This window comes from Chitinophaga caeni (assembly GCF_002557795.1).
In the GTDB taxonomy this organism is placed as follows: domain Bacteria; phylum Bacteroidota; class Bacteroidia; order Chitinophagales; family Chitinophagaceae; genus Chitinophaga; species Chitinophaga caeni.
The window spans coordinates 661,517-680,863 of sequence record NZ_CP023777.1; the positions used below are offsets into that span (position 1 = coordinate 661,517).

Genomic DNA, 19,347 nt, shown 5'->3' on the forward strand with positions numbered 1-19,347 from the left:
TCTTGATTTACGAACAGGAATTGATTACCAAAGTGTTAATTTGGGGCATCCTCATTAAGAGTTATAACATTTAAACTATTTTTAAGGGCTGTGTGCCCGGATTCTTTGATACCTTTTATTCATAGCAAATATTGATCAACAGTTAAAGCAATACCATGTCGCCAAAGCTTCGCTTCAAGATTTTTCTTTCCCGGATCCTCAGATATTTCTTCCAGGGACTATTGATATTGGCTCCGATCGGGATTACCGTTTTTACTATTTACTGGGTATTCGTCAGCATTGATAACCTGGTACCTAGGGACCTCGTCCCGGTGGATGCGCCTTATAATATCCTGAAATACAAAGGTGTCGGCTTTGCATTCGTGCTGATCCTGATAATAGGCGTTGGATACTTGAGTTCCTCTTTTATCGTGAGCCGCATTTTCGATATGTTTGATCACCTGTTGGAGAAAACACCATTTATCAAGTATATCTATTCCTCCGTGAAAGATGTGTTCGATGCCTTCGTAGGGGAAAAGAAGAAATTTGATCATCCCGTGTTGGCTAATATTTACGGCGAAGATGTTTGGGAGCTGGGGTTCATCACGCAACAGGATGTGACCAGCCTGGGATTGGACAATGACTACATTGCCGTATATGTACCGCACGCTTACGCCATCACCGGCAAAGTATTCATGGTGCGCCGCGCCAAGGTGAAAGAGTTGTCGAACGTATCGGCAGGGGAAGCGATGAAGTTTGCCGTTTCGGGGGGCGTTACACAAATACATGGTGATGCGGGCTCCGAAAAATAGTTGGCCACGCTGATAAAAATCATTAGTTTAAATCAGCCCATATGACGGGCTGATTTTTTTAACCCTAGAGATCATCGATATGAAATCCATTGTTTGCCTTAGCATATTGCTAATTGCCATCGCTATTATCCCGTTCAAAAGCGGAGCCTGGGGGTTCTTTGCACATAAACGCATCAACCGGCTGGCTGTCTACAGTTTGCCGCCTGGTATGTTGGTGCTTTTTAAACCGGGATTGGAATATGTTACAGAACATGCCTGTGACCCTGATAAACGCCGCTATATGATCCCCGCGGAAGGCCCGAGGCATTATATAGATATTGACCTTTACGGCACTTATCCTTACCCGGAGCTCCCGAGAAACTACCGGGATGCCTTGGCCAAATTTGGCCGGGATAGCTTGCAGTCCCGCGGTATCCTGCCCTGGCATTTTGAATGGATGCTTGCCCGGCTTACGAAAGCTTTTGACACTACAGATACTCGCTACATACTTAAAATTGCAACGGAGCTGGGGCATTATGTTGCGGATGCACATGTGCCTTTACATGCTTGCAGCAATCATAACGGGCAATTCTCGCAACAGGAAGGGATTCACGGTTTATGGGAGAGCAAGATTCCCGAATTGGTAGCCGATGCCGACTTTAATTATTGGGTCGGTAAAGCCCGCTACATCGATGATCCCGGGAGCTTTATCTGGAAAGTCATATTGGAAAGCGCCGCTGCTGCGGATACCGTTTTACGCTTAGAAAAACAGTTGAGCGACAGTTTACCCTTGCAACAGAAATACAGCTTTACCTTGCGGAGCAACCAATTAGTTTACCAGTATTCCGAAATGTATACCCGTGCCTACCAGGAATTATTAGGCGACATGGTACAACGAAGAATGCGGAATGCTATCTTTGCAGTAGCAAGTTGTTGGTACACGGCTTGGATCAATGCCGGTCAACCTGTATTGGACAAGCATTTCAGTCCAACTGCAACAAGCGCCGAAGAAACCGAAATACAGAAATTAAATCAACATTGGAGAAAAGGGAAAATATTTGGCCGGAACCATGAGTAATTGAGTAATAATTAAAAAAGATCGATTATCTTTGTTACTCTATCTTTTTAACCAATCCTTCACTGACAGCCGTCAATTTTTGCCTAACATCCTAGAAAAACCATAAAAACTGTGGAAAAAGCTAACAACGAATTCAATCTAGATCGTACAATGAAGGTGCACAATTTTAACGCGGGCCCTTCTGTATTGCCAAACGAAGTACTGTACAAAGCGAGCAAGGCATTGATTGATTATGATGGTACTGGGATGTCGATACTTGAAATTGGTCACCGCACGGAATATTTTATGGCAGTTATGGATGAAGCGCGTTCACTTGCAAGGGAATTAATGCAATTGGACGACGACTTCGAGGTATTATTCCTCCATGGCGGCGCCAGCACACAATTCATGCAAGTCCCGATGAACTTGCTGGATAGTGGGGAAACAGCTGCTTACATCGATACCGGTGTATGGTCTAACAAGGCCATCAAGGAAGCGAAGCTGTTCGGTTATGTAGATGTAATTGCCAGCTCCAAGGAAGGTGGTTACAATTATATACCGAAACAATTTAACATTCCCGGCCAAGCAAAATATTTGCATATCACGTCTAACAATACGATTTACGGTACCCAGTGGCACGAAATGCCCAAGACGGATCTACCGATCGTAGTGGATATGAGCAGCGATATATTGAGCAGGCAGATGGACTATAACCAGTTTTCGCTCATCTTTGCGGGTGTGCAGAAAAACATGGGTGCAGCGGGCGCTACGATGGTAGCCATTCGCAAGAGCTTGCTTGGGAAAGTTGGTCGTAAAATACCTACCATGCTCGATTATCAACAACATATCGAGAATGGCTCCATGTTGAATACCCCTCCCGTATTTGCCGTGTATATATCCATGCTAACGCTCCGTTGGTTGAAGAGCCAAGGTGGATTAGCCGGTATCGAAAAAATAAATGCCAAGAAGGCCGCATTGTTATATGATGAGATCGACCACAATCCTTTATTCCGAGGCACTGCCGTTAAGGAAGACCGTAGCTTGATGAACGTTTGCTTCGTGATGGATAAGCCGGAACTGGAAGAGGAGTTCTTGAAATTCTGTAAAAAAGAAGATATTGTAGGCATCCGTGGGCACCGCACCGTTGGTGGATTCAGGGCATCTATCTACAATGCATTACCATATGAAAGCGTGGAAGTGATGGTAGAAGCGATGAAGTATTTCAGCTTGAAAAAAGTATAACCTACATACGATCCCTTACCGTAAACATATTGCGCCTTACCTTCCGGGGTAAGGCGTTTTTATTTTAATCCACAATTATTTTGATTGGCTGCATCATTTCTTATTTTTACAGCGCTTAAATCAATTGAAATATAATTATATGGCTAAAATTCAACCCTTCGCGGCATTAAGACCCAAGGTCGATGTAGCTTCCAAAGTAGCTGCCCGCCCTTACGATGTATTATCTTCCGATGAAGCTAAAGCGGAAGCTTCCGGCAACCCGCACTCCTTTTACCATGTATCCAAATCGGAGATCGATTTACCGGCGGGTACTGATATACATAGCCCTGAAGTATATGCGAAAGCGGCGGAAAACTTGAAAGCGCTCCGCGAAAACGGTACCTTGATCCAAGAAAATCAGCCATGCTATTATATTTACAAATTGATTATGCATGGCCGTTCACAGGTGGGCTTAGTTTGCGTATCATCTGTTGATGACTATAATAATGATATCATCAAGAAACACGAATTTACCCGCCCGGAAAAAGAACAGGATCGCATCAACCACATAACGGCCACCAGGGCACAAACAGGGAATGTTTTCCTAGCTTATAACGACGTGCCTTCTATCAATAGCATCATCGATTCGTGGCAAGAGCATCATAGCCCCGTTTACGATTTCGTTGCCGAAGATGGAATTACCCACACGATCTGGGTGATGAACGAACCCGGCACCGTGCAGGAAATTACGAAGCTCTTCGCCTCCGAGGTACCTTGCACCTATATTGCAGATGGTCACCACAGGGCGGCGTCGGCGGCATTGGTGCATAATTCTTTGCAATCTGAAGCCTCCGCGTGGTTCCTGACCACTATTTTCCCGGCCAGCCAATTAGCTATTTTAGACTATAACAGGGTGGTGAAAGACTTAAATGGTCATTCTAAAGAAGAATTTTTGTCGGCTTTAGAATACGATTTCACGATCGAGGCAGTTGGCCATTCCCCTAAAAAACCGGCAATGCTGCACGAATTTGGCATGTACCTTGATAAAACCTGGTATCATTTAGTAGCCCGGGAGGGAACCTATACCACGGATCCGATCGGCGTGCTCGATGTTACGATATTACAAAACAACGTACTGGATAAATTATTGGGTATAAAGGATCCGCGAACCGATAAACGTATCGACTTCGTGGGCGGTATCAGGGGTTTGGAAGCATTGATCAAAAGGGTTGACAGCGGTGAGATGCAAGTAGCATTCGCGCTTTACCCGGTTACGATCCAACAGCTATTCGATATTTCCGACAGCGGAAATGTTATGCCTCCCAAATCTACCTGGTTTGAGCCTAAATTACGCGATGGGTTGCTGACACACGTCGTATAATCTATTAGCTTAATATCAACAGAAACACTGTCTTTCCTTATACTGAATGTCCCGGCTTCACGGGACTGGGGAAGACGGTGTTTTTTTATGATATTCATGGTAAGCCTGTTTAAACGGCGCTTGTCTTTTTTCTTTATTTTTACATAAAACCCATTGATTTCATGGAATGGCGCAAAGTTAGTTTTCGATTCTTATTCACATTAGCAATCATCATCATTAGTACGGCGGGAATTCGAGCGCAGGATGCCAGCGAATTGCATAATACAGCTAAGAGCTTCATGCGTAGCGGAGATTATGCCAACGCGATCCTGGTATTGAACCAAGCAATACAGCAAGAACCGAATGACTTGCAATTGAAGCGGGAATTAGGGTTTGCTTATTACCTGAAAGGAGACATGGCCCGGGCTAAGAACGTGATTGAGCCTTTATTAGACAAAAGGGGCGCCGATGTCCAATTATACCAAATAGCGGGCAATATTTACATTGCACGCGAGGAATGGAAAAATGCGGAAAAGCTGTACAACAGGGGGATTAAGAAGTTTCCAAACAGGGGAGAACTTTATAATGATTATGGACAATTGCTTCAAACGATGAAGAATTTCGATGGGGCATTACATACCTGGGTGAAAGGAATTGAAGTAGATCCGGTATTCCCTGGAAACTACTATAATGCGGCCACTTCATATTTTTATACGAAGGCGCCCATCTGGTCGATTATTTACGGCGAAACATTCGTGAACTTGGAAAGCTATACCACGCGTACTGCCGAGATGCGGAACGTAATTATCGAAGCCTATAAAAAAATGTTCGATGACCCGGCTTTATTCAGCAGTATTCCTGATATAGAAAGCAACAAGAAATCGAAGAAAAACGCGGTCAATAATTTCTTAGAAGCATACAAAGGTACTATAGCCAAACAATTAAGTGTTGTCACTACCGGGATAGAAGTTGAAAACCTGATCATGTTAAGAACGAGGTTTATCTTGGATTGGTTTAATTTCAGCGATGAAAAATATCCCTTGGCCTTGTTCGACTTTCATCAACAATTGTTGAAAGATGGCATGTTCGAGGCTTACAACCAATGGTTATTCGGTCCCGTATCTAACCAATCGGCATATAAAGCCTGGACCAGCTTACACCAGGATGAATATAACCGGTTCAGCAAATATCAAAGGGATCATCCTTTTAAACCTAGGAAAGATGAGTTTTATGACGACAACAATACCAAGATAAGCCAGTAAGAGCTGGTTCATTTACGTTACAATAATAAATCTACGTTAGCTTATGCTAGTTGAAAAACACCAAAACATTATCGATAACGCGGTTAAAGCCAACCACGAAAGAACTTTTTTCGCGCAATACCCCGAACATCCTAAAGCCTATGGCGAAGATGCCCCGGCAAAAGGGGAACAAGAGTTTAAAAGTTTACTGAATCAGCCTTTCGAAAAATTAAAGCAGAAAGTTATAACCGGTTGGACAGGGGAAGAAGTTTCTCCCTACACACAGGAACCGCTCGGCATTACTTACCCTACCATGGATGTCCAAGAGCTGATCAAGATGGCCGAACAGGCCGCGCCAGCTTGGGAACAAAGACCCGTGGCCGAAAGGGCCAGTATTTTAACGGAAAGCCTGGAGCGGATCAAGGAACATTTTTTCTCGATAGCCCATGCTACGATGCATACAACGGGTCAATCGTTCATGATGAGTTTCCAGGCTTCGGGGCCACATGCTAATGACAGGGCGCTAGAGGCAATCGCTATGGGATATAGCGAATTGCAACGTTACCCTTCAGCGCAAACTTGGGAAAAACCGATGGGCAAGTTTACCATTAAGCTCAATAAAAATTTTAAAGCGATTCCGAAGGGAATTGGACTGGTAATCGGTTGTTCTACCTTCCCGATATGGAATAGCGTTCCCGGGATATATGCAGACCTCATTACCGGGAACCCGGTAATCGTGAAGCCCCACCCGAAGGCAGTATTACCGATAGCCATCGTGGTTAGTTTGATACAGGAAGTATTGGAAGCCAACGGTTTAAGTCCATACCTCTGCCAATTAGCGGTAGATAGCAGCAGCGATTTGATTACGAAGACATTATCAGAGCAGCCCGCCGTTAAAATCATCGATTATACAGGGGGAAGCAGTTTCGGCAATTATGTAGAATCCTTGCCCGGCAAAACTGTATTCACGGAAAAAGCAGGTGTAAATTCAGTAATCATCGATAGCGCCAAGGACCTGGATGCCGTGATGCAAAACCTGGCCTTCTCCGTTTGCTTGTATAGCGGGCAAATGTGTACCGCCCCGCAAAATTTCTTCATCCCGGCTACCGGCATCAAAACAGCCGCTGGAACGGTGAGCTTTGATGAGGCGGTGAACAAACTTAAAAGCGCCGTGGAAGGGATCGTAACGAATCCGAAGATGGCCGCAGGCACCTTGGGGGCAATTCAAAACGAAGTGACTTGCAACAGGGTAGAACAGACCCAAAAGCAAGGAGCTAAAGTAGTGTTGGCCAGCAGCAAGGTAGAGAACCCTGAATATCCTAAAGCAAGGACGGTATCCCCATTGATTTTAGAAGTTAATGCCGCGGATCAAGATATTTTTGAGCAAGAATTATTCGGGCCTATTGCCTTGATTATAAAAACGAATGATACCGATCATTCAATCCAATTAGCGCAACAAATGGCACATCAACATGGAGCCATTACCTGTGCGGCATACACAACGGATCCCGTTATGCACGAAAAGATAGAAACGGCGATGAACCGAGTATTTGCACCGGTTTCATTTAACTTAACAGGGTTTATCTGGGTAAACCAGCACGCCGCATTTTCAGATTTCCATGTTACGGGAGGTAATCCAGCCGGGAACGCATCCTTTACCAACGAAGAATTTATCATTAAACGCTTCGTATGGGTTGGAAACCGCAGCTTAGCCGATGCATAAAAGCTGCCAAGTATTTCATCGTGCAATTGATTTATATTTGATATATGAGGAGCAATAGCAGTACAATACTTATTATCATTTTAGCCCTTGGTATTTTCGGCGCCGCTTGCCAGCAAGTGCCCAAGGCTGATAATGCCGTAGTTACGGAAGCCAGCCCCGATACAACCACCGTTGAAGAAAGCGGCACCATCTACAAGATCGATACTTCAACGAGCAGCTTGGTCTGGATCGGCACGAAACCGACGGGCGAGCATAAGGGTACTTTTAATATCTTGGATGGACAGCTAATATTGCAGGACAGCACAATTATTGGGGGAAATATAAAAATTTCCATCAGCTCCCTGCAAAACGTGGATCTTTCTGATAAAGATGATATGCGCGGCCAGTTGGAAACCGAGTTAAAGGGGCCCAACTTCTTCGATATCTCTAAGTTCCCGCTATCAACATTTGTGATAACGGAAGTCACTCCTTTCACACCCGCGATGGCTAATGAGAATACGATTTTGCTGAAAGATGCCACGCATATGGTAAAAGGAAACCTGACCCTTAAGGATTCTACCCGGAGTATAGCGTTCCCTGCCAAGATCAGCATCACACCGGACCAGGTGCTGGCGCAGGCAAACTTTAATATGGATAGGACCAAGTGGGGAATGAAATACCGGGCAGACAAATCCTTGCAAGACAAATTGATCAATTCCCAGGTAAATATTAGCCTCAGCATCGTTGCCAAACGTTAGCTGTATGTTAAAATAACGTAAAGCCGCGGTTTACAACCTCTTAAGTAGGTAGTACCGCGGCTTTCCTTGTTTATTTTACCAAGAAAATAGTTTATATTTAATTTGTAGGGATGATCCTATTATTATATATATGAGTACATTCGAAAACAAGGATTTAACAACTGAAAGACTGGCAAAAGCGCGGGCAAGTTTCAAAACTCATTTCCTCGCATACGTACTGATCAACTCCATCTTATGGATCGCCTGGTATTTCTCGGAACATACTATCTTGGGATTACCTTGGCCTACTGCGGTTGGTGCCGGTTGGACGGTCATCCTTGTATTTGGATATTGCAATGCATACCCCAGGGCATCCCTGGAAACTAAAGATCAAAATGAAATCGGATAATGCAGCCCAGTGCTGCAAGGCTTTCACCAATGAAATATTATCATGCACCAACCCACCAGGTTATTCGACGTTATTGAGCATCAATTGCAACATTACCCTAAACAGGATATGCTTTGCGGGAAAGTTGATGGGAAATGGATCAAGTACAGCACTGCCGATGTAGCGAAACTGACCATGCAGATGAGTGCAGGGCTTTTACAATTGGGATTGGGCAATAATTCCCAGGATTTGGAGCGCTTGGATAAGGTAGCCATCATTTCCAGTAGTAAGCCGGAATGGCTCATTACCGATTTGGCTTGCCAACAGATAGGCACGGTCCTGGTTCCAATTTACCCGACTATCAGTCCCCAAGAAACAGAATACGTACTGAATGATGCCGCTGCCAGCATATTATTTATTGGCGATGAGGTAATATTGGAAAAAGTTCTTGCCTTAAAAGACAGGCTTCCGAGTATCCGGGAAATTTACACGTTCAAGGATATACCGGGACAAAAACATTGGTCGGAAATCCTATCTATGGGTAGCGAAGCGGATTATCCCAAGATTGAATCCATAAAGGAAAGTATTGCTCCCAAACAATTAGCAACGATTATTTATACCTCCGGAACAACGGGTTTCCCGAAAGGGGTCATGTTGAGCCACGACAATATCATGAGCAATGTGCGTGCCTGTTCGCCGTATCTACCGGTAAACAAGCAAGCCCGTGCATTGAGTTTCTTACCCCTCAATCACATATTTGAACGGATGGTAAGCTACGTATACCTGGGTGCCGGGGTATCTATTTATTATGCCGAAAGCATGGATACGATAGCCGATAACCTCAAGGAAGTAAAACCAAGCATCTTTACAACCGTACCCCGCTTACTGGAAAAGGTTTACGAGAAAATCATGGCCACCGGCTTAAGCCTTACCGGGATTAAACGCGCCTTATTTTTCTGGGCTATTGACCTGGGTAAAAAATACGAGATCAATAAAAAATTGGGTTGGTGGTATAATGTGCAATTATCTATCGCCAATAAACTGATTTTCAATAAATGGCGGGAAGCCCTGGGCGGCAATATTCAAGCCGTAGTAGTGGGGGCCGCCGCCTGCCAGATGCGGTTATTAAAAATTTTCACGGCCGCCGGGATACCGATCTTGGAAGGCTACGGCTTATCGGAGACATCCCCCGTAATTGCTGTAAACCGCATGGATGTAAAGGACAGGATGTTTGGAACCGTGGGGCCGATCATTAGCAATGTGGAAGTAAAAATAGCAGAAGATGGAGAAATTCTATGCAAAGGCCCTAATGTAACCATAGGTTATTACAAACGCCCGGATCTTACGGGAGATGCCATTACTGATGGCTGGTTTCATACGGGCGATATCGGTATGCTGGTGGATAATAAGTTCCTGAAGATCACCGATCGGAAGAAGGAGTTGTTCAAAACCTCCGGGGGTAAATTCGTAGCGCCACAACCGATTGAGAATAAGTTCAAGGAATCACCTTTTATTGAGCAGTTAATCGTTATAGGGGAAGATCAGAAATTCACTTCGGCATTAATCGTTCCCAACTTCCATAACCTGCGCGATTGGGCTAAGAAGCAAGGTTTAAACTTGGGAAGCCGGGAAGAAATGTTAAAAAATCCTGATATAATAGCACATTACGACCAGATCGTTGAAAAATATAACCAGTTTTTCAACCATGTGGAACAGATCAAGAAATTCTCGCTATTACCCGATGAATGGACGGTTGATACGGGCGAGTTGACGCCTACATTGAAGCTGAAACGGAAGATTATCGTAGAAAAATATGCCAAGGAAATTGAACAAATTTATACTTCGTAGGAATTTTCCATTTTTTTTATATTTTTGCACTCCTTTCATATTCAAACGAGTATAGAAAGATGGCCCTGTAGTTCAATGGATAGAATAGAAGTTTCCTAAACTTTAGATCCAAGTTCGATTCTTGGCGGGGCTACAAATTTTAAAGCTACAAACAAAAAGCCTGCAATTTAAACGTTTGCAGGCTTTTTGTTTGCAGTACCCTGTTCTTCTTGTTATACCCATAAAACCGGCAACTGGGAGATTTCCAATTGTGCAGCTTGTGTTGCATTATAATACTTACCAGGAGTATCCATTTTTCCACGAACATTTCAATTCGCATCCCAGGTAGAAAATGAAGCAGTCATACTAATGTCCTCCTCGTTATCTTAAAAATTCATTGACCTAAACTGTACAGGCCACGAAAAGGAAAGGTTACAAGCACAAAAGGTTCCGGGTGTGGGACAAAAATTTACGGTATTGAGCATTCTAAGGGTAGACCGTTACTGTTAATTTTAAAGCGACAGCACAAAGTTAACCGTATCAGTCTATAAACATCATATTCCAACTTGATCAAGTGTAAATAGAGAATAAATTGCATTAATTTTCAGTAACCCTCCCCCCAAAGTGTGATTTTTTAACCCCGCTTGCGAATAATTGTTATAAAAGCGCTGCATAAATCATGATGATTAGAACAATGAATTGATTTAAATTACTTGAACCGCTTCGTTGGAACACATATTACTATTATAATAAATTTCTCTTGATGTAAGAAGACGAGTATATTAAACTTGATGAATAATCAGTCTTTATAATTACAATGAACAAACAAGATCAACAGCAATTTTTCCGGGAAATCATTAAACAGCATAAAGGCATCATGTTCAAGGTTGCCCGCGCATATTGTTCAAATGAACAGGATAGGCAAGATCTTATGCAAGAAATGATGATACAAATCTGGCGAGCTGTTCATAAATATAATGATCAATATAAAATCTCCACTTGGTTGTATCGCATTTCTCTGAATGTTGCGATCTCCTTTTATAGAAAAAATTCATCACGGGCAAAGCTATACACATCTCTTAATGGACAGTTGGCGGATTTACCGCCTGATGATGCACCTGGAAATGAATGGCAACTAAATCTACTGGAGCAATTCATTAGTGAACTGAAGGATATGGACAAAATATTGGTTATTCTATATTTGGAAGATAAGAGCCATGCAGAGATTGCCGAGATAATAGGGATTTCAGTCAGTAATGTCGGGACGAAAATAGGTCGTATTAAAGACAAACTAAAAGCACGGTTCTCACAGTTAAAATATTAAAGAATATGAACGAGTTAGAATTAAAACAACTTTGGCAAACGACCAATGATAAATTGGAGGCGAACTTTGTATTAAGTAAAGAAAATGCGGATAATATTACGCGCCTAAAGGTTCATAATATCTTAGGCTCGATGAAGCCGCTTAAATTTTTTACTATCCTAATTGGAATGCTGTGGGTAACTATCGGATCCATCGTTTTGAGTGCGAATTGGGAATCTTTGTGGAACGCGAACAAGTTCTTTCTCCTCTCCGCGGCTCTTCAAATTTTGCTGACAGCTTCTGCACTGTTTATCTATCTCTTCCAACTGGTAAAAATATACCGGGTTGATACCGGTAACCCAATTTTGAAAACCCAAAGAGAACTGGCTCAGCTTAAAATTTCTACACTTTGGTCGGCCAGGATATTGTTCTTGCAGCTTCCCCTGTGGACAACTTTCTGGTGGCATGAATCAATGTTTACAAATTGGAATATTGGGCAATGGCTTGTCACGCTAACGATCACGGGTTCCTTTACCTTCCTGTCACTATGGTTATTTTTCAATATTAAATATGAAAACAGGGATAAAAAATGGTTTAAACTTATCTTTAAAGGAAAAGAATGGACGCCATTGATGAAATCAATGGAACTATTAGATCAAATAAACCGCTTTTCAGCAGAGCCAAGCGCCGATGCTTAACCGTTTCATCCTTGAAAAATTGTGATGGCCCTATGTCCACGTATCTTTCAAATAGCGTTTAGATTTATCGAACTTTAAAGAGTCCCGTTAAGGATAAAAAACAGAAGCCTGGAAGTCGTTCTATAGATCAACTTCCAGGCTTTTTTTATAAAATAATTTGATGTAATTGAATTACCGGTAGGTGCCAAACTCATTCCCAATACTTAACTACATCCATCACAATTTGTCCCTTTAGACTACAACACCCCGCCTTTTGGATACATGGATATCCCTTGATCGATCGAACTTTGTTGCTATTAGCCGGCAAGTGACAGTATATAAACTTTAAGCGATCCCGGTTAACGAAAAGAAAAATTTTATAACATACAAATTATCAAGGATGAAAAAGATATTCAGTCTATTCACAATACTATTGCTATCAACCCTCTCATTTGCACAAGCGCTGCCAGGCGACAAGATAGCCGGCATTTGGGAAAGCACCAATTCCGATGTTGTTCTCAAGTTTGAAATCTATAAATCCGGAGATGAATTTTTCGGAAAACTTTTATGGGCATCGGATATGTTTAATGATGATGGAAGCATTAAAAAAGATTTCAACAACCCGGATAAAAGCTTGAGAAACAGGTTTAGAAAAAATATAGTCAATATTACTCATCTCCGTTTTGATGATGGTGAATATGTTGATGGGAAATTATACAATCCCGCCGATGGGAGAACTTACAGCTTAACTGGCAAACTTAAAAATCTGGATGAATTGGAGTTCCGCGGCTATATCGGCCTTTCCTTATTTGGGAGAACAATAAAATTCAAACGGGTACAATGATGGAAATATCAAACATTAAATTGAATCATTATTGTCCGACTAAATTTTAACCGGGGAGCAATTTGACCCCTCAATAGTTCGATTCAATGTTCATCTGCTCGTTTCTTGTACTTTTTTGTTTACCCAAAAAAGCACGAAAAAAAAAAGGGCACAAATTGGCCATTACGGCCACCAATTTGATTGCTCGACCTGGCCTTTCTACTACTGTATGGCCAAGCTACCCCTTCGCTATCAACGGTGCGAAGTGCCACGGTTCTCTTGGCGGGGGTGTATCATCCTTCGCTTATATCCTTGACCAGGTAAGGAATTCAAGTACATTTAAAGCATTTTTAGTCAGACAACAATGAAATTGAATGTTTTCTTACTAGGAATTAATTACTTCCACTATTAGAAAAATGCCGATCAATATCAAGCCTACAAAAACGTATTTAAAAAATGAAGCATTTTTCAAACGATGATTTAGATACCGGCCTAGGAATATAGCAGGAAATACAGCCGGTAACGATACCAGGAAGTATTTCAACACTTCCGAATTGATTAATCCTTTCGTGGCATAACCAATGATCCCGATAAAACTTGCCGGTAAAAAATAGGCTTGTAAAGTAGCACGGAAATGCTTCGCGCCCCAACGGCGCATGTTCCCGTAAACAACCAATGGCGGCCCATTGATCCCGTATGCACCACCGAGTACACCGGACAAAAATCCACAGGTAAACAACCAGAATTTTTGATCGCTCCTCAAGTGTAAACTGTTTTTTCCGAACAGGGAATATAAAGAATAGAGGATTAATAAAACTCCCAATCCCAGTTTAACAAATAATTCGTTTGTATATAACAAGATCAATAAACCGATCGGGATGCCAGGGATCGCAAAAATTATCAGCCATTTTGCGCTGTTAAAATGTATGTGTTTCCTATCCTGCACAACTACCGTTAACGCTACAACTACAGAAATCAGTACAGATAAAGGTACCGCAATTTCAATGGGTAAAAAGATTAATAAAAGCGGTACCGCGACTAATGATTCACCAAAACCAAATGTTGATCTTACTAAAGTTGCGATAAAAGAAATGATTAACACGTACAAAACAGTATCAGCCATAATTGCGATTTATTGAATAGTTCCCGTCTATTATATTGGCTTAATCTTCCGGGCTAATGAAGCATGAAAAACAATCATACAAATATACGATTAATTACCCTCAAAATCAATACGGACAAGGAATTAATCGATAATTGGTTGTTTAATTTTGTACTCGTATCCAACCCTTTTCTTGTGCAAGTACAACATCATTTTATTGGCTGTCTTCAAACATGTAATGTTGTGTAAATCCTATTTCGTTAAGCCATAAATTGTAATTGATAGCTTCTACCGGGAACAGATTTTGGGAAACCAAATAGAGAGCGACTATGGCATCCTTCTATTATATCATTTTCTGTTTCGATTGCAAAACAGGAAAAGTGATCGTTTAAATCACTTTTCCTGTTGCTTATTTTAGGATAGTCCATGTTAGTTATAATACAGCGCTCTACCTACGTTTACGATAGATCAGCAGGATGGCGCCGTAGACTAGTAACAAGCCGGGTAGCACCCCAAAAAACAGGATGCGCATCAGCATAATACCACTGTCTTTGCTGTCTATGCTGTCGCGGGGAGGTATGGCTCCTGTATTTACCGGGAATTTCCCATCGGTAAGCCATTGGAATAATGTGCTGGTTAGCCTGCCATTACTTACTGATGGCTTGTTTCTCGACAGTTCCCCGGTGCTCATGAAGTCTGCATCGCCGCTAAGCAGTATTTTCTGTGTATGGTTATTAACCTTCCTTTGCAGTGCCATGGCGAGCGCGCTTCCATTGGCCGCTTCTAACAATGGAGTAGCATTGAAAGAGCTGCCTTCGTATGCCAATGACGCTGCTCCCGGCATAGAAATGATTGCACCGGCGGCTTCCCAGCCCGCTAAGCCGGGTATGGCGGCACTTGCACTGTCCGTCACATGCGCCAGGATAAAATCGGGGGCATAGTCTGCGCTTTCTTCCCGCACGGGTGTATCTCCCACCTTTACTCCCAGTGTTTGCAAAAGTGTATCTAACCCATTATACTGACCTGGTTCCAATGCGAGTAAGAGGTTACCGCCTTCTTCCAGGTAGCGGGAAATACGCTCTATTCCTGCTGTGGGAATAGCGCTGCCGGGATTGGCTATGACCAGGACAGAAGTGTTCAAAGGAATATCCTGGGATGCAACATTAACCGTGTCCACATCAAAGCCTTGGTTGATAAGTGCTGCACGGAAGCTCAGCTCCTTGGCAAACATTTTCCAGGCTCCGTCATCAGACTTCACAATACTACGTTCCCTATTGCCGGTTACAAAAGTGACCAGCGGAATATTACCGGGATTTACGAGCCTTTCCAGCGCGGCGGTTACTTCCCGTTCGCTCGGATAGATCATCATATCGTCGAAGAACCGGAGGAAAGTTTTGCGGTCGCCATATTGTAACTGCCTTACCAACCTATTTTCTTCGGGCGCTAGGTTGACCATTTTCCTGATACGTTCCGGCGGCACTAATTTGCCGAAGTCCATATTCTGAATATCCGCTACTTTCTTTGCAATGCTTACATCACTTTCACCGGGATACCGTTTATAAAGATGATCGTTTTTTGCAAAATCGTAATAATATACATAGTCCATCTTCATATCCGGTAGGAAGCGCCGGTAAGGTGTCATCCGTCTTTCATCATCGCTTTTCTTCTCGGGCGCCCCCAAGTAGAAATTGTTGTCCAGTACATTGACATAGGTTGTAATCTTCAATGGTTGATCCATTTGCTTGACAAGGGCCCGGCTCTGTGGTCCAAGGGTGTGCTGCCTGGTAGCCGTCATATCGATGTATCCCGTCAATGAAGGTTTTGAGCTCAGGTATCCTGCCAGGAAGCAGACCGCAATAACACCTATATAGCGTAACGCTTTTAAAAGGCTGCTTTTTATATTACGCTGGTCTTCCATTTTCATGCAGGTGATGGCCAGGAAGAAGGTAATGATGATGATAAAATATAGAACGTCTTCCGAGCTGATCAGGCCGGAGATAAACTGTTCTGTCCTACCTGAGATCGAGATAAAATAGGTGATGTGCCTGATTACATCGTTGCCCTGGAAGAGCCCTCCCACGAAGTTGAGCAGCGCCAGCACCGCCAGCGTACTGATGGCCGCCACTACCTGGTAAGAGGTTAGTAATGACATGTACAGTCCTATGGCAGCATACGCACAAATGAGCAGGTAAATGCCCAATGTGCCGGATGCTAATAGTCCCCAATCCATGTTCTTGATAAAAAAGGCGCCGGAAATGCAATACAGCCATATGATAGCCAACAGTAGAAGGCCATAGAGCATCATTGCTAAATATTTACCCAGTACAATGTCCCGCACTTTAACAGGAGAAGACAACAGCAGCTTGATAGAGCCGCTATGTGTTTCCCGGCTGATGAGTCCCATCGTAAGTAAAGGAATATATAGGTACAGCGTATTTTTTACCCCCACGAAAAAGGTTTCTTTTCCCGCAAATACCATGGCCGTAATATGGGAAAAATGGCTCCCCATGCGCTGTGCTTTCCCTACCATTTCTATATAGGTAAGATGATCTATACCTATCTGTATCGGAAATACTATCAGGATCAGCCAAGCTACGGGGGAGTGAAATAAGATGCCCAGCTCCTGGCGCGCTATTCTGGTGATGATTTTCATACTTGGATACTATTTTTACTTTGCTTGTTGGATAATTGGGCGAAAATGGCGTCTAGGGAGCTCCGCTCTAGCGTGATCTCACTGAGGCGCCACCTGTTCAATACACTGGATTCAACAATGTTCTCGGCAATGTTAATGCCCGGCTCAAACCGTACCCTTACTGACTTACCGCTGAGGAACTGTACTTCCTTAACACCCGGTATATCTGTTAGGTCGCTGGCGGCAGGCATGTTTTCCATCGTCGCTACCAGGCTATCCGGAGCGATATAATTATTAAATGAGTGCATGGTATCTTTGAAGACGATGCGCCCCTGCTCTATCATGATGATATCTTGGCAGGTGGCTTCCACTTCCGAAAGGATATGCGATGAAAAGATCACGGAGCGGTCTTCTGCTATTTCCCGGATCAACTGGCGCACTTCCAGGATCTGGTTAGGATCAAGTCCGTTGGTCGGTTCATCCAGCACCACTAATAGCGGCTCATGGATAAGCGCCTGGGCAATGCCAACTCGCTGACGGTACCCGCCGGAAAGGTTACCGATCAATCTTTTGCTGAAATGCGCTACACCACACTTTTCCTTGACGATATCCACTGCTTCCTTAATATCTGCCGGTGGAATAAATCTGAGGTAAGCGCAAAACCGGAGATATTCATCCACGGTTTGTTCCAGGTACAGCGGCGCATTCTGGGGCAGAAAGCCGATACGCTTCTTTGCCTCTTCAGGGTTCCGACGGATGTCAATGCCGTCTACCAGCACTTTACCTTCGGTAGGACTCAGTACCCCGCACAGTATATTCATGGTGGTAGACTTACCGGCTCCATTAGAGCCAAGCAGCCCTACAATACCGTGCTTACTGATCTCAAACGCAATGTCTTTTATAGCCCAGTCCCGGCTGTAACGGTGCGACAATGCTTCAATTTTAACAACAGGTTCTTGCATGAACTATTTGTTTAAACAAAAGAATATTAGTGACCGCCCAAAGCCCGGAAGGTAAACCCGGCTTTGGGCGGACATCATTAAAAAATATTTACAGGATCATTATGGGTTGAGCGGCCAGTCGGGGTTAAATACCGTTGCTCCCGGCCATAGTTGACGTACGTACTGGTTGCTATTTGGCGCCAGTTGGTAATCAATATTCTCCGCTGTATGTGTGATAGTTTTCTGAAAACGCGGATCTTTATTTAACCGTTTCAGATCAATATGGCGCATACCTGTAAATGCCAGCTCGCGCCGTCTTTCTTCCAACACAAAGCGCAACACTTTTTCTGCATCATTATCGAAGTCGGCAGGCGTGTAAGCAACGTAGGCTGCTGGCACGATCCGGTTCATCCGCAATGTATTGATATCATCCAGTGCATCCTGCAAGTGGTTATTCCTCGCGTTACATTCTGCGCGGATGAGGTATTGCTCGGGCACATTCAGGTAATTACTATAATAATCGCCACGGAGGAATATTCTCACGTTATACCTGCTCATATAATTATAAGGAGGTGCAGGAGGCCAACCATTTGCATAATACAGGGTCCAGCGGCGATCATTATCAGTGAAGAGGGCCGACAGCTCAGGAGAAGCGCATACACTCATCCCCAGTCCAAAGGGGCGCAGGAAATGGCGGGCCACGATCGTCTCCACATTATATTGTCCGTCCGGAATGTCTGTCCAGCCTAAAGGAGCGCCCGGTACGTTAGGAAAAGGCCCCGGAATGGTGATTTTATAATCGTTCATGTCGGCCAGATCTCCTTGTAGCTGTATGGAGGAATCAGCATAAAGCTTGGCATTGGTATAATCACCGGTAAAAAGGTACACGCGGCTCTGTAGTGCGTATCCCCCGGCTTTCGAAGCCCTGAATTTGGTTAGTTTATGGGCAAGGGGCAGATCCAGTGTAGCCGCTTTGGCATCCGTTAATACCTGGTCATACACTTCCTGCACCGTATTTCTTTCAAACTTGGCGCTGATGTCTGCAATGAGTGCCAACGGTATGCCTGGCTGCGTTGCTGCCGTGGCGCTGTCGTAATGTTGTGCATACACATTTACGAGGGATAAAAACTCCATGGCACGACCGAGATAAGCTTCGGCCCTAACGCTTTTCTTAGTCTCCAACGAGCCTTCCGTAGCATCCATGATATTATTAATGATGGTGTTATCATAAAAGATACGCTTGTAGCTTTCGCTCCACAGTGGATCCAAATCGCCGCGTTCGTGCACATCTGGATTAAATGTATATATCCTCCTTGCACTCAGGCTCAAGGGCACGTAAAGGTTGCCCGGATCATCCTGGGGCAGGAAGGCATCATCGCTCGTAAGGTCTTGGAAATAGTCGCCATAATTAACCATGGTGGCTGAATTCAGCATATTCTCATAGTCGGTAACTGACACGGGGATAAATTTATCCTTCGGCACGATATCCAGGAACTTGGAGCAAGCCCCGGCTGTCAGCATGATGATGATCAGTATAATTAAGTATGTTCTTCTCATGTTGATTTT

At 43.6% G+C, this 19,347-nt stretch carries 16 protein-coding genes and 1 tRNA gene; 13 read left to right on the forward strand and 4 right to left on the reverse strand.

Going from position 1 to position 19,347, the window contains the following annotated elements; all coding sequences use genetic code 11:
- Positions 1-155 precede the first annotated feature (155 nt).
- The 13 genes from COR50_RS02670 to COR50_RS02730 all read left to right on the forward strand — a co-directional run bounded on the left by COR50_RS02670 (position 156) and on the right by COR50_RS02730 (position 13,127).
- Entirely contained in the window at positions 156-791 is a 636-nt protein-coding gene (locus COR50_RS02670) for a DUF502 domain-containing protein (protein WP_098192545.1), read from the forward strand.
- 79 nt (positions 792-870) lie between these two features.
- Positions 871-1,848 carry a zinc dependent phospholipase C family protein gene (locus COR50_RS02675; RefSeq protein WP_098192546.1) on the forward strand — a complete coding sequence of 326 codons (978 nt, stop codon included), beginning with the start codon at positions 871-873 and terminating at the stop codon, positions 1,846-1,848.
- Between the two features lie 111 nt (positions 1,849-1,959).
- A complete protein-coding gene (serC, locus tag COR50_RS02680; protein WP_232516258.1) occupies positions 1,960-3,069 on the forward strand; it encodes a 3-phosphoserine/phosphohydroxythreonine transaminase in 1,110 nt (369 codons plus the stop codon).
- A 139-nt stretch (positions 3,070-3,208) separates the two neighbouring features.
- The gene (locus COR50_RS02685) at positions 3,209-4,429 is read left to right on the forward strand and encodes a DUF1015 domain-containing protein (RefSeq protein WP_098192548.1); all 1,221 of its coding nucleotides are present in this window, start codon (positions 3,209-3,211) and stop codon (positions 4,427-4,429) included.
- A gap of 161 nt (positions 4,430-4,590) precedes the next feature.
- On the forward strand, positions 4,591-5,670 hold the full coding sequence (locus tag COR50_RS02690; protein ID WP_098192549.1) for a tetratricopeptide repeat protein: 1,080 nt from the start codon (positions 4,591-4,593) through the stop codon (positions 5,668-5,670).
- 43 nt (positions 5,671-5,713) lie between these two features.
- Positions 5,714-7,372, forward strand: a complete 1,659-nt coding sequence (paaN, locus tag COR50_RS02695) for a phenylacetic acid degradation protein PaaN (RefSeq protein ID WP_098192550.1) — start codon at positions 5,714-5,716, stop codon at positions 7,370-7,372.
- Between the two features lie 44 nt (positions 7,373-7,416).
- The gene (locus COR50_RS02700) at positions 7,417-8,109 is read left to right on the forward strand and encodes a YceI family protein (protein ID WP_098192551.1); all 693 of its coding nucleotides are present in this window, start codon (positions 7,417-7,419) and stop codon (positions 8,107-8,109) included.
- 130 nt (positions 8,110-8,239) lie between these two features.
- Positions 8,240-8,497, forward strand: coding sequence for a 2TM domain-containing protein (locus tag COR50_RS02705; protein WP_098192552.1), 258 nt, complete (start codon positions 8,240-8,242; stop codon positions 8,495-8,497).
- Between the two features lie 42 nt (positions 8,498-8,539).
- Positions 8,540-10,324, forward strand: coding sequence for an AMP-dependent synthetase/ligase (locus COR50_RS02710; protein WP_098192553.1), 1,785 nt, complete (start codon positions 8,540-8,542; stop codon positions 10,322-10,324).
- A 61-nt stretch (positions 10,325-10,385) separates the two neighbouring features.
- Positions 10,386-10,457, forward strand: a tRNA-Arg gene (locus COR50_RS02715).
- A 663-nt stretch (positions 10,458-11,120) separates the two neighbouring features.
- Entirely contained in the window at positions 11,121-11,627 is a 507-nt protein-coding gene (locus COR50_RS02720) for an RNA polymerase sigma factor (protein ID WP_098192554.1), read from the forward strand.
- 5 nt (positions 11,628-11,632) lie between these two features.
- Positions 11,633-12,304 (forward strand): hypothetical protein, encoded by a 672-nt coding sequence (locus COR50_RS02725; RefSeq protein ID WP_098192555.1) that lies wholly within the window; start codon positions 11,633-11,635, stop codon positions 12,302-12,304.
- A 379-nt stretch (positions 12,305-12,683) separates the two neighbouring features.
- Positions 12,684-13,127, forward strand: coding sequence for a DUF2147 domain-containing protein (locus COR50_RS02730; protein WP_098192556.1), 444 nt, complete (start codon positions 12,684-12,686; stop codon positions 13,125-13,127).
- A 364-nt stretch (positions 13,128-13,491) separates the two neighbouring features.
- Here the strand turns inward: COR50_RS02730 and COR50_RS02740 are convergent, their stop codons facing one another.
- From COR50_RS02740 to COR50_RS02755, 4 genes are all read right to left on the reverse strand, one after another.
- Positions 13,492-14,229 carry a sulfite exporter TauE/SafE family protein gene (locus COR50_RS02740; RefSeq protein ID WP_098192558.1) on the reverse strand — a complete coding sequence of 246 codons (738 nt, stop codon included), beginning with the start codon at positions 14,227-14,229 and terminating at the stop codon, positions 13,492-13,494.
- A gap of 427 nt (positions 14,230-14,656) precedes the next feature.
- Positions 14,657-16,861, reverse strand: coding sequence for a Gldg family protein (locus tag COR50_RS02745; protein ID WP_098192559.1), 2,205 nt, complete (start codon positions 16,859-16,861; stop codon positions 14,657-14,659).
- Positions 16,858-17,802 (reverse strand): ABC transporter ATP-binding protein, encoded by a 945-nt coding sequence (locus COR50_RS02750; protein ID WP_098192560.1) that lies wholly within the window; start codon positions 17,800-17,802, stop codon positions 16,858-16,860. Before COR50_RS02750 ends, COR50_RS02745 begins: the two co-directional genes overlap by 4 nt.
- A gap of 99 nt (positions 17,803-17,901) precedes the next feature.
- The gene (locus COR50_RS02755) at positions 17,902-19,338 is read right to left on the reverse strand and encodes a RagB/SusD family nutrient uptake outer membrane protein (protein ID WP_098192561.1); all 1,437 of its coding nucleotides are present in this window, start codon (positions 19,336-19,338) and stop codon (positions 17,902-17,904) included.
- Between the last annotated feature and the right edge of the window lie 9 nt (positions 19,339-19,347).

What these genes read in the sequence shown, in the direction of transcription:
- COR50_RS02670 (WP_098192545.1), top strand. Translation starts at nt 156, where the DNA reads ATGTCGCCAAAGCTTCGCTTCAAGATTTTTCTTTCCCGGATCCTCAGA.
- COR50_RS02675 (WP_098192546.1), top strand. Translation starts at nt 871, where the DNA reads ATGAAATCCATTGTTTGCCTTAGCATATTGCTAATTGCCATCGCTATT.
- COR50_RS02685 (WP_098192548.1), top strand. Translation starts at nt 3,209, where the DNA reads ATGGCTAAAATTCAACCCTTCGCGGCATTAAGACCCAAGGTCGATGTA.
- COR50_RS02690 (WP_098192549.1), top strand. Translation starts at nt 4,591, where the DNA reads ATGGAATGGCGCAAAGTTAGTTTTCGATTCTTATTCACATTAGCAATC.
- paaN (WP_098192550.1), top strand. Translation starts at nt 5,714, where the DNA reads ATGCTAGTTGAAAAACACCAAAACATTATCGATAACGCGGTTAAAGCC.
- COR50_RS02700 (WP_098192551.1), top strand. Translation starts at nt 7,417, where the DNA reads ATGAGGAGCAATAGCAGTACAATACTTATTATCATTTTAGCCCTTGGT.
- COR50_RS02705 (WP_098192552.1), top strand. Translation starts at nt 8,240, where the DNA reads ATGAGTACATTCGAAAACAAGGATTTAACAACTGAAAGACTGGCAAAA.
- COR50_RS02710 (WP_098192553.1), top strand. Translation starts at nt 8,540, where the DNA reads ATGCACCAACCCACCAGGTTATTCGACGTTATTGAGCATCAATTGCAA.
- COR50_RS02720 (WP_098192554.1), top strand. Translation starts at nt 11,121, where the DNA reads ATGAACAAACAAGATCAACAGCAATTTTTCCGGGAAATCATTAAACAG.
- COR50_RS02725 (WP_098192555.1), top strand. Translation starts at nt 11,633, where the DNA reads ATGAACGAGTTAGAATTAAAACAACTTTGGCAAACGACCAATGATAAA.
- COR50_RS02730 (WP_098192556.1), top strand. Translation starts at nt 12,684, where the DNA reads ATGAAAAAGATATTCAGTCTATTCACAATACTATTGCTATCAACCCTC.
- COR50_RS02740 (WP_098192558.1), bottom strand. Translation starts at nt 14,229, where the DNA reads ATGGCTGATACTGTTTTGTACGTGTTAATCATTTCTTTTATCGCAACT.
- COR50_RS02745 (WP_098192559.1), bottom strand. Translation starts at nt 16,861, where the DNA reads ATGAAAATCATCACCAGAATAGCGCGCCAGGAGCTGGGCATCTTATTT.
- COR50_RS02750 (WP_098192560.1), bottom strand. Translation starts at nt 17,802, where the DNA reads ATGCAAGAACCTGTTGTTAAAATTGAAGCATTGTCGCACCGTTACAGC.
- COR50_RS02755 (WP_098192561.1), bottom strand. Translation starts at nt 19,338, where the DNA reads ATGAGAAGAACATACTTAATTATACTGATCATCATCATGCTGACAGCC.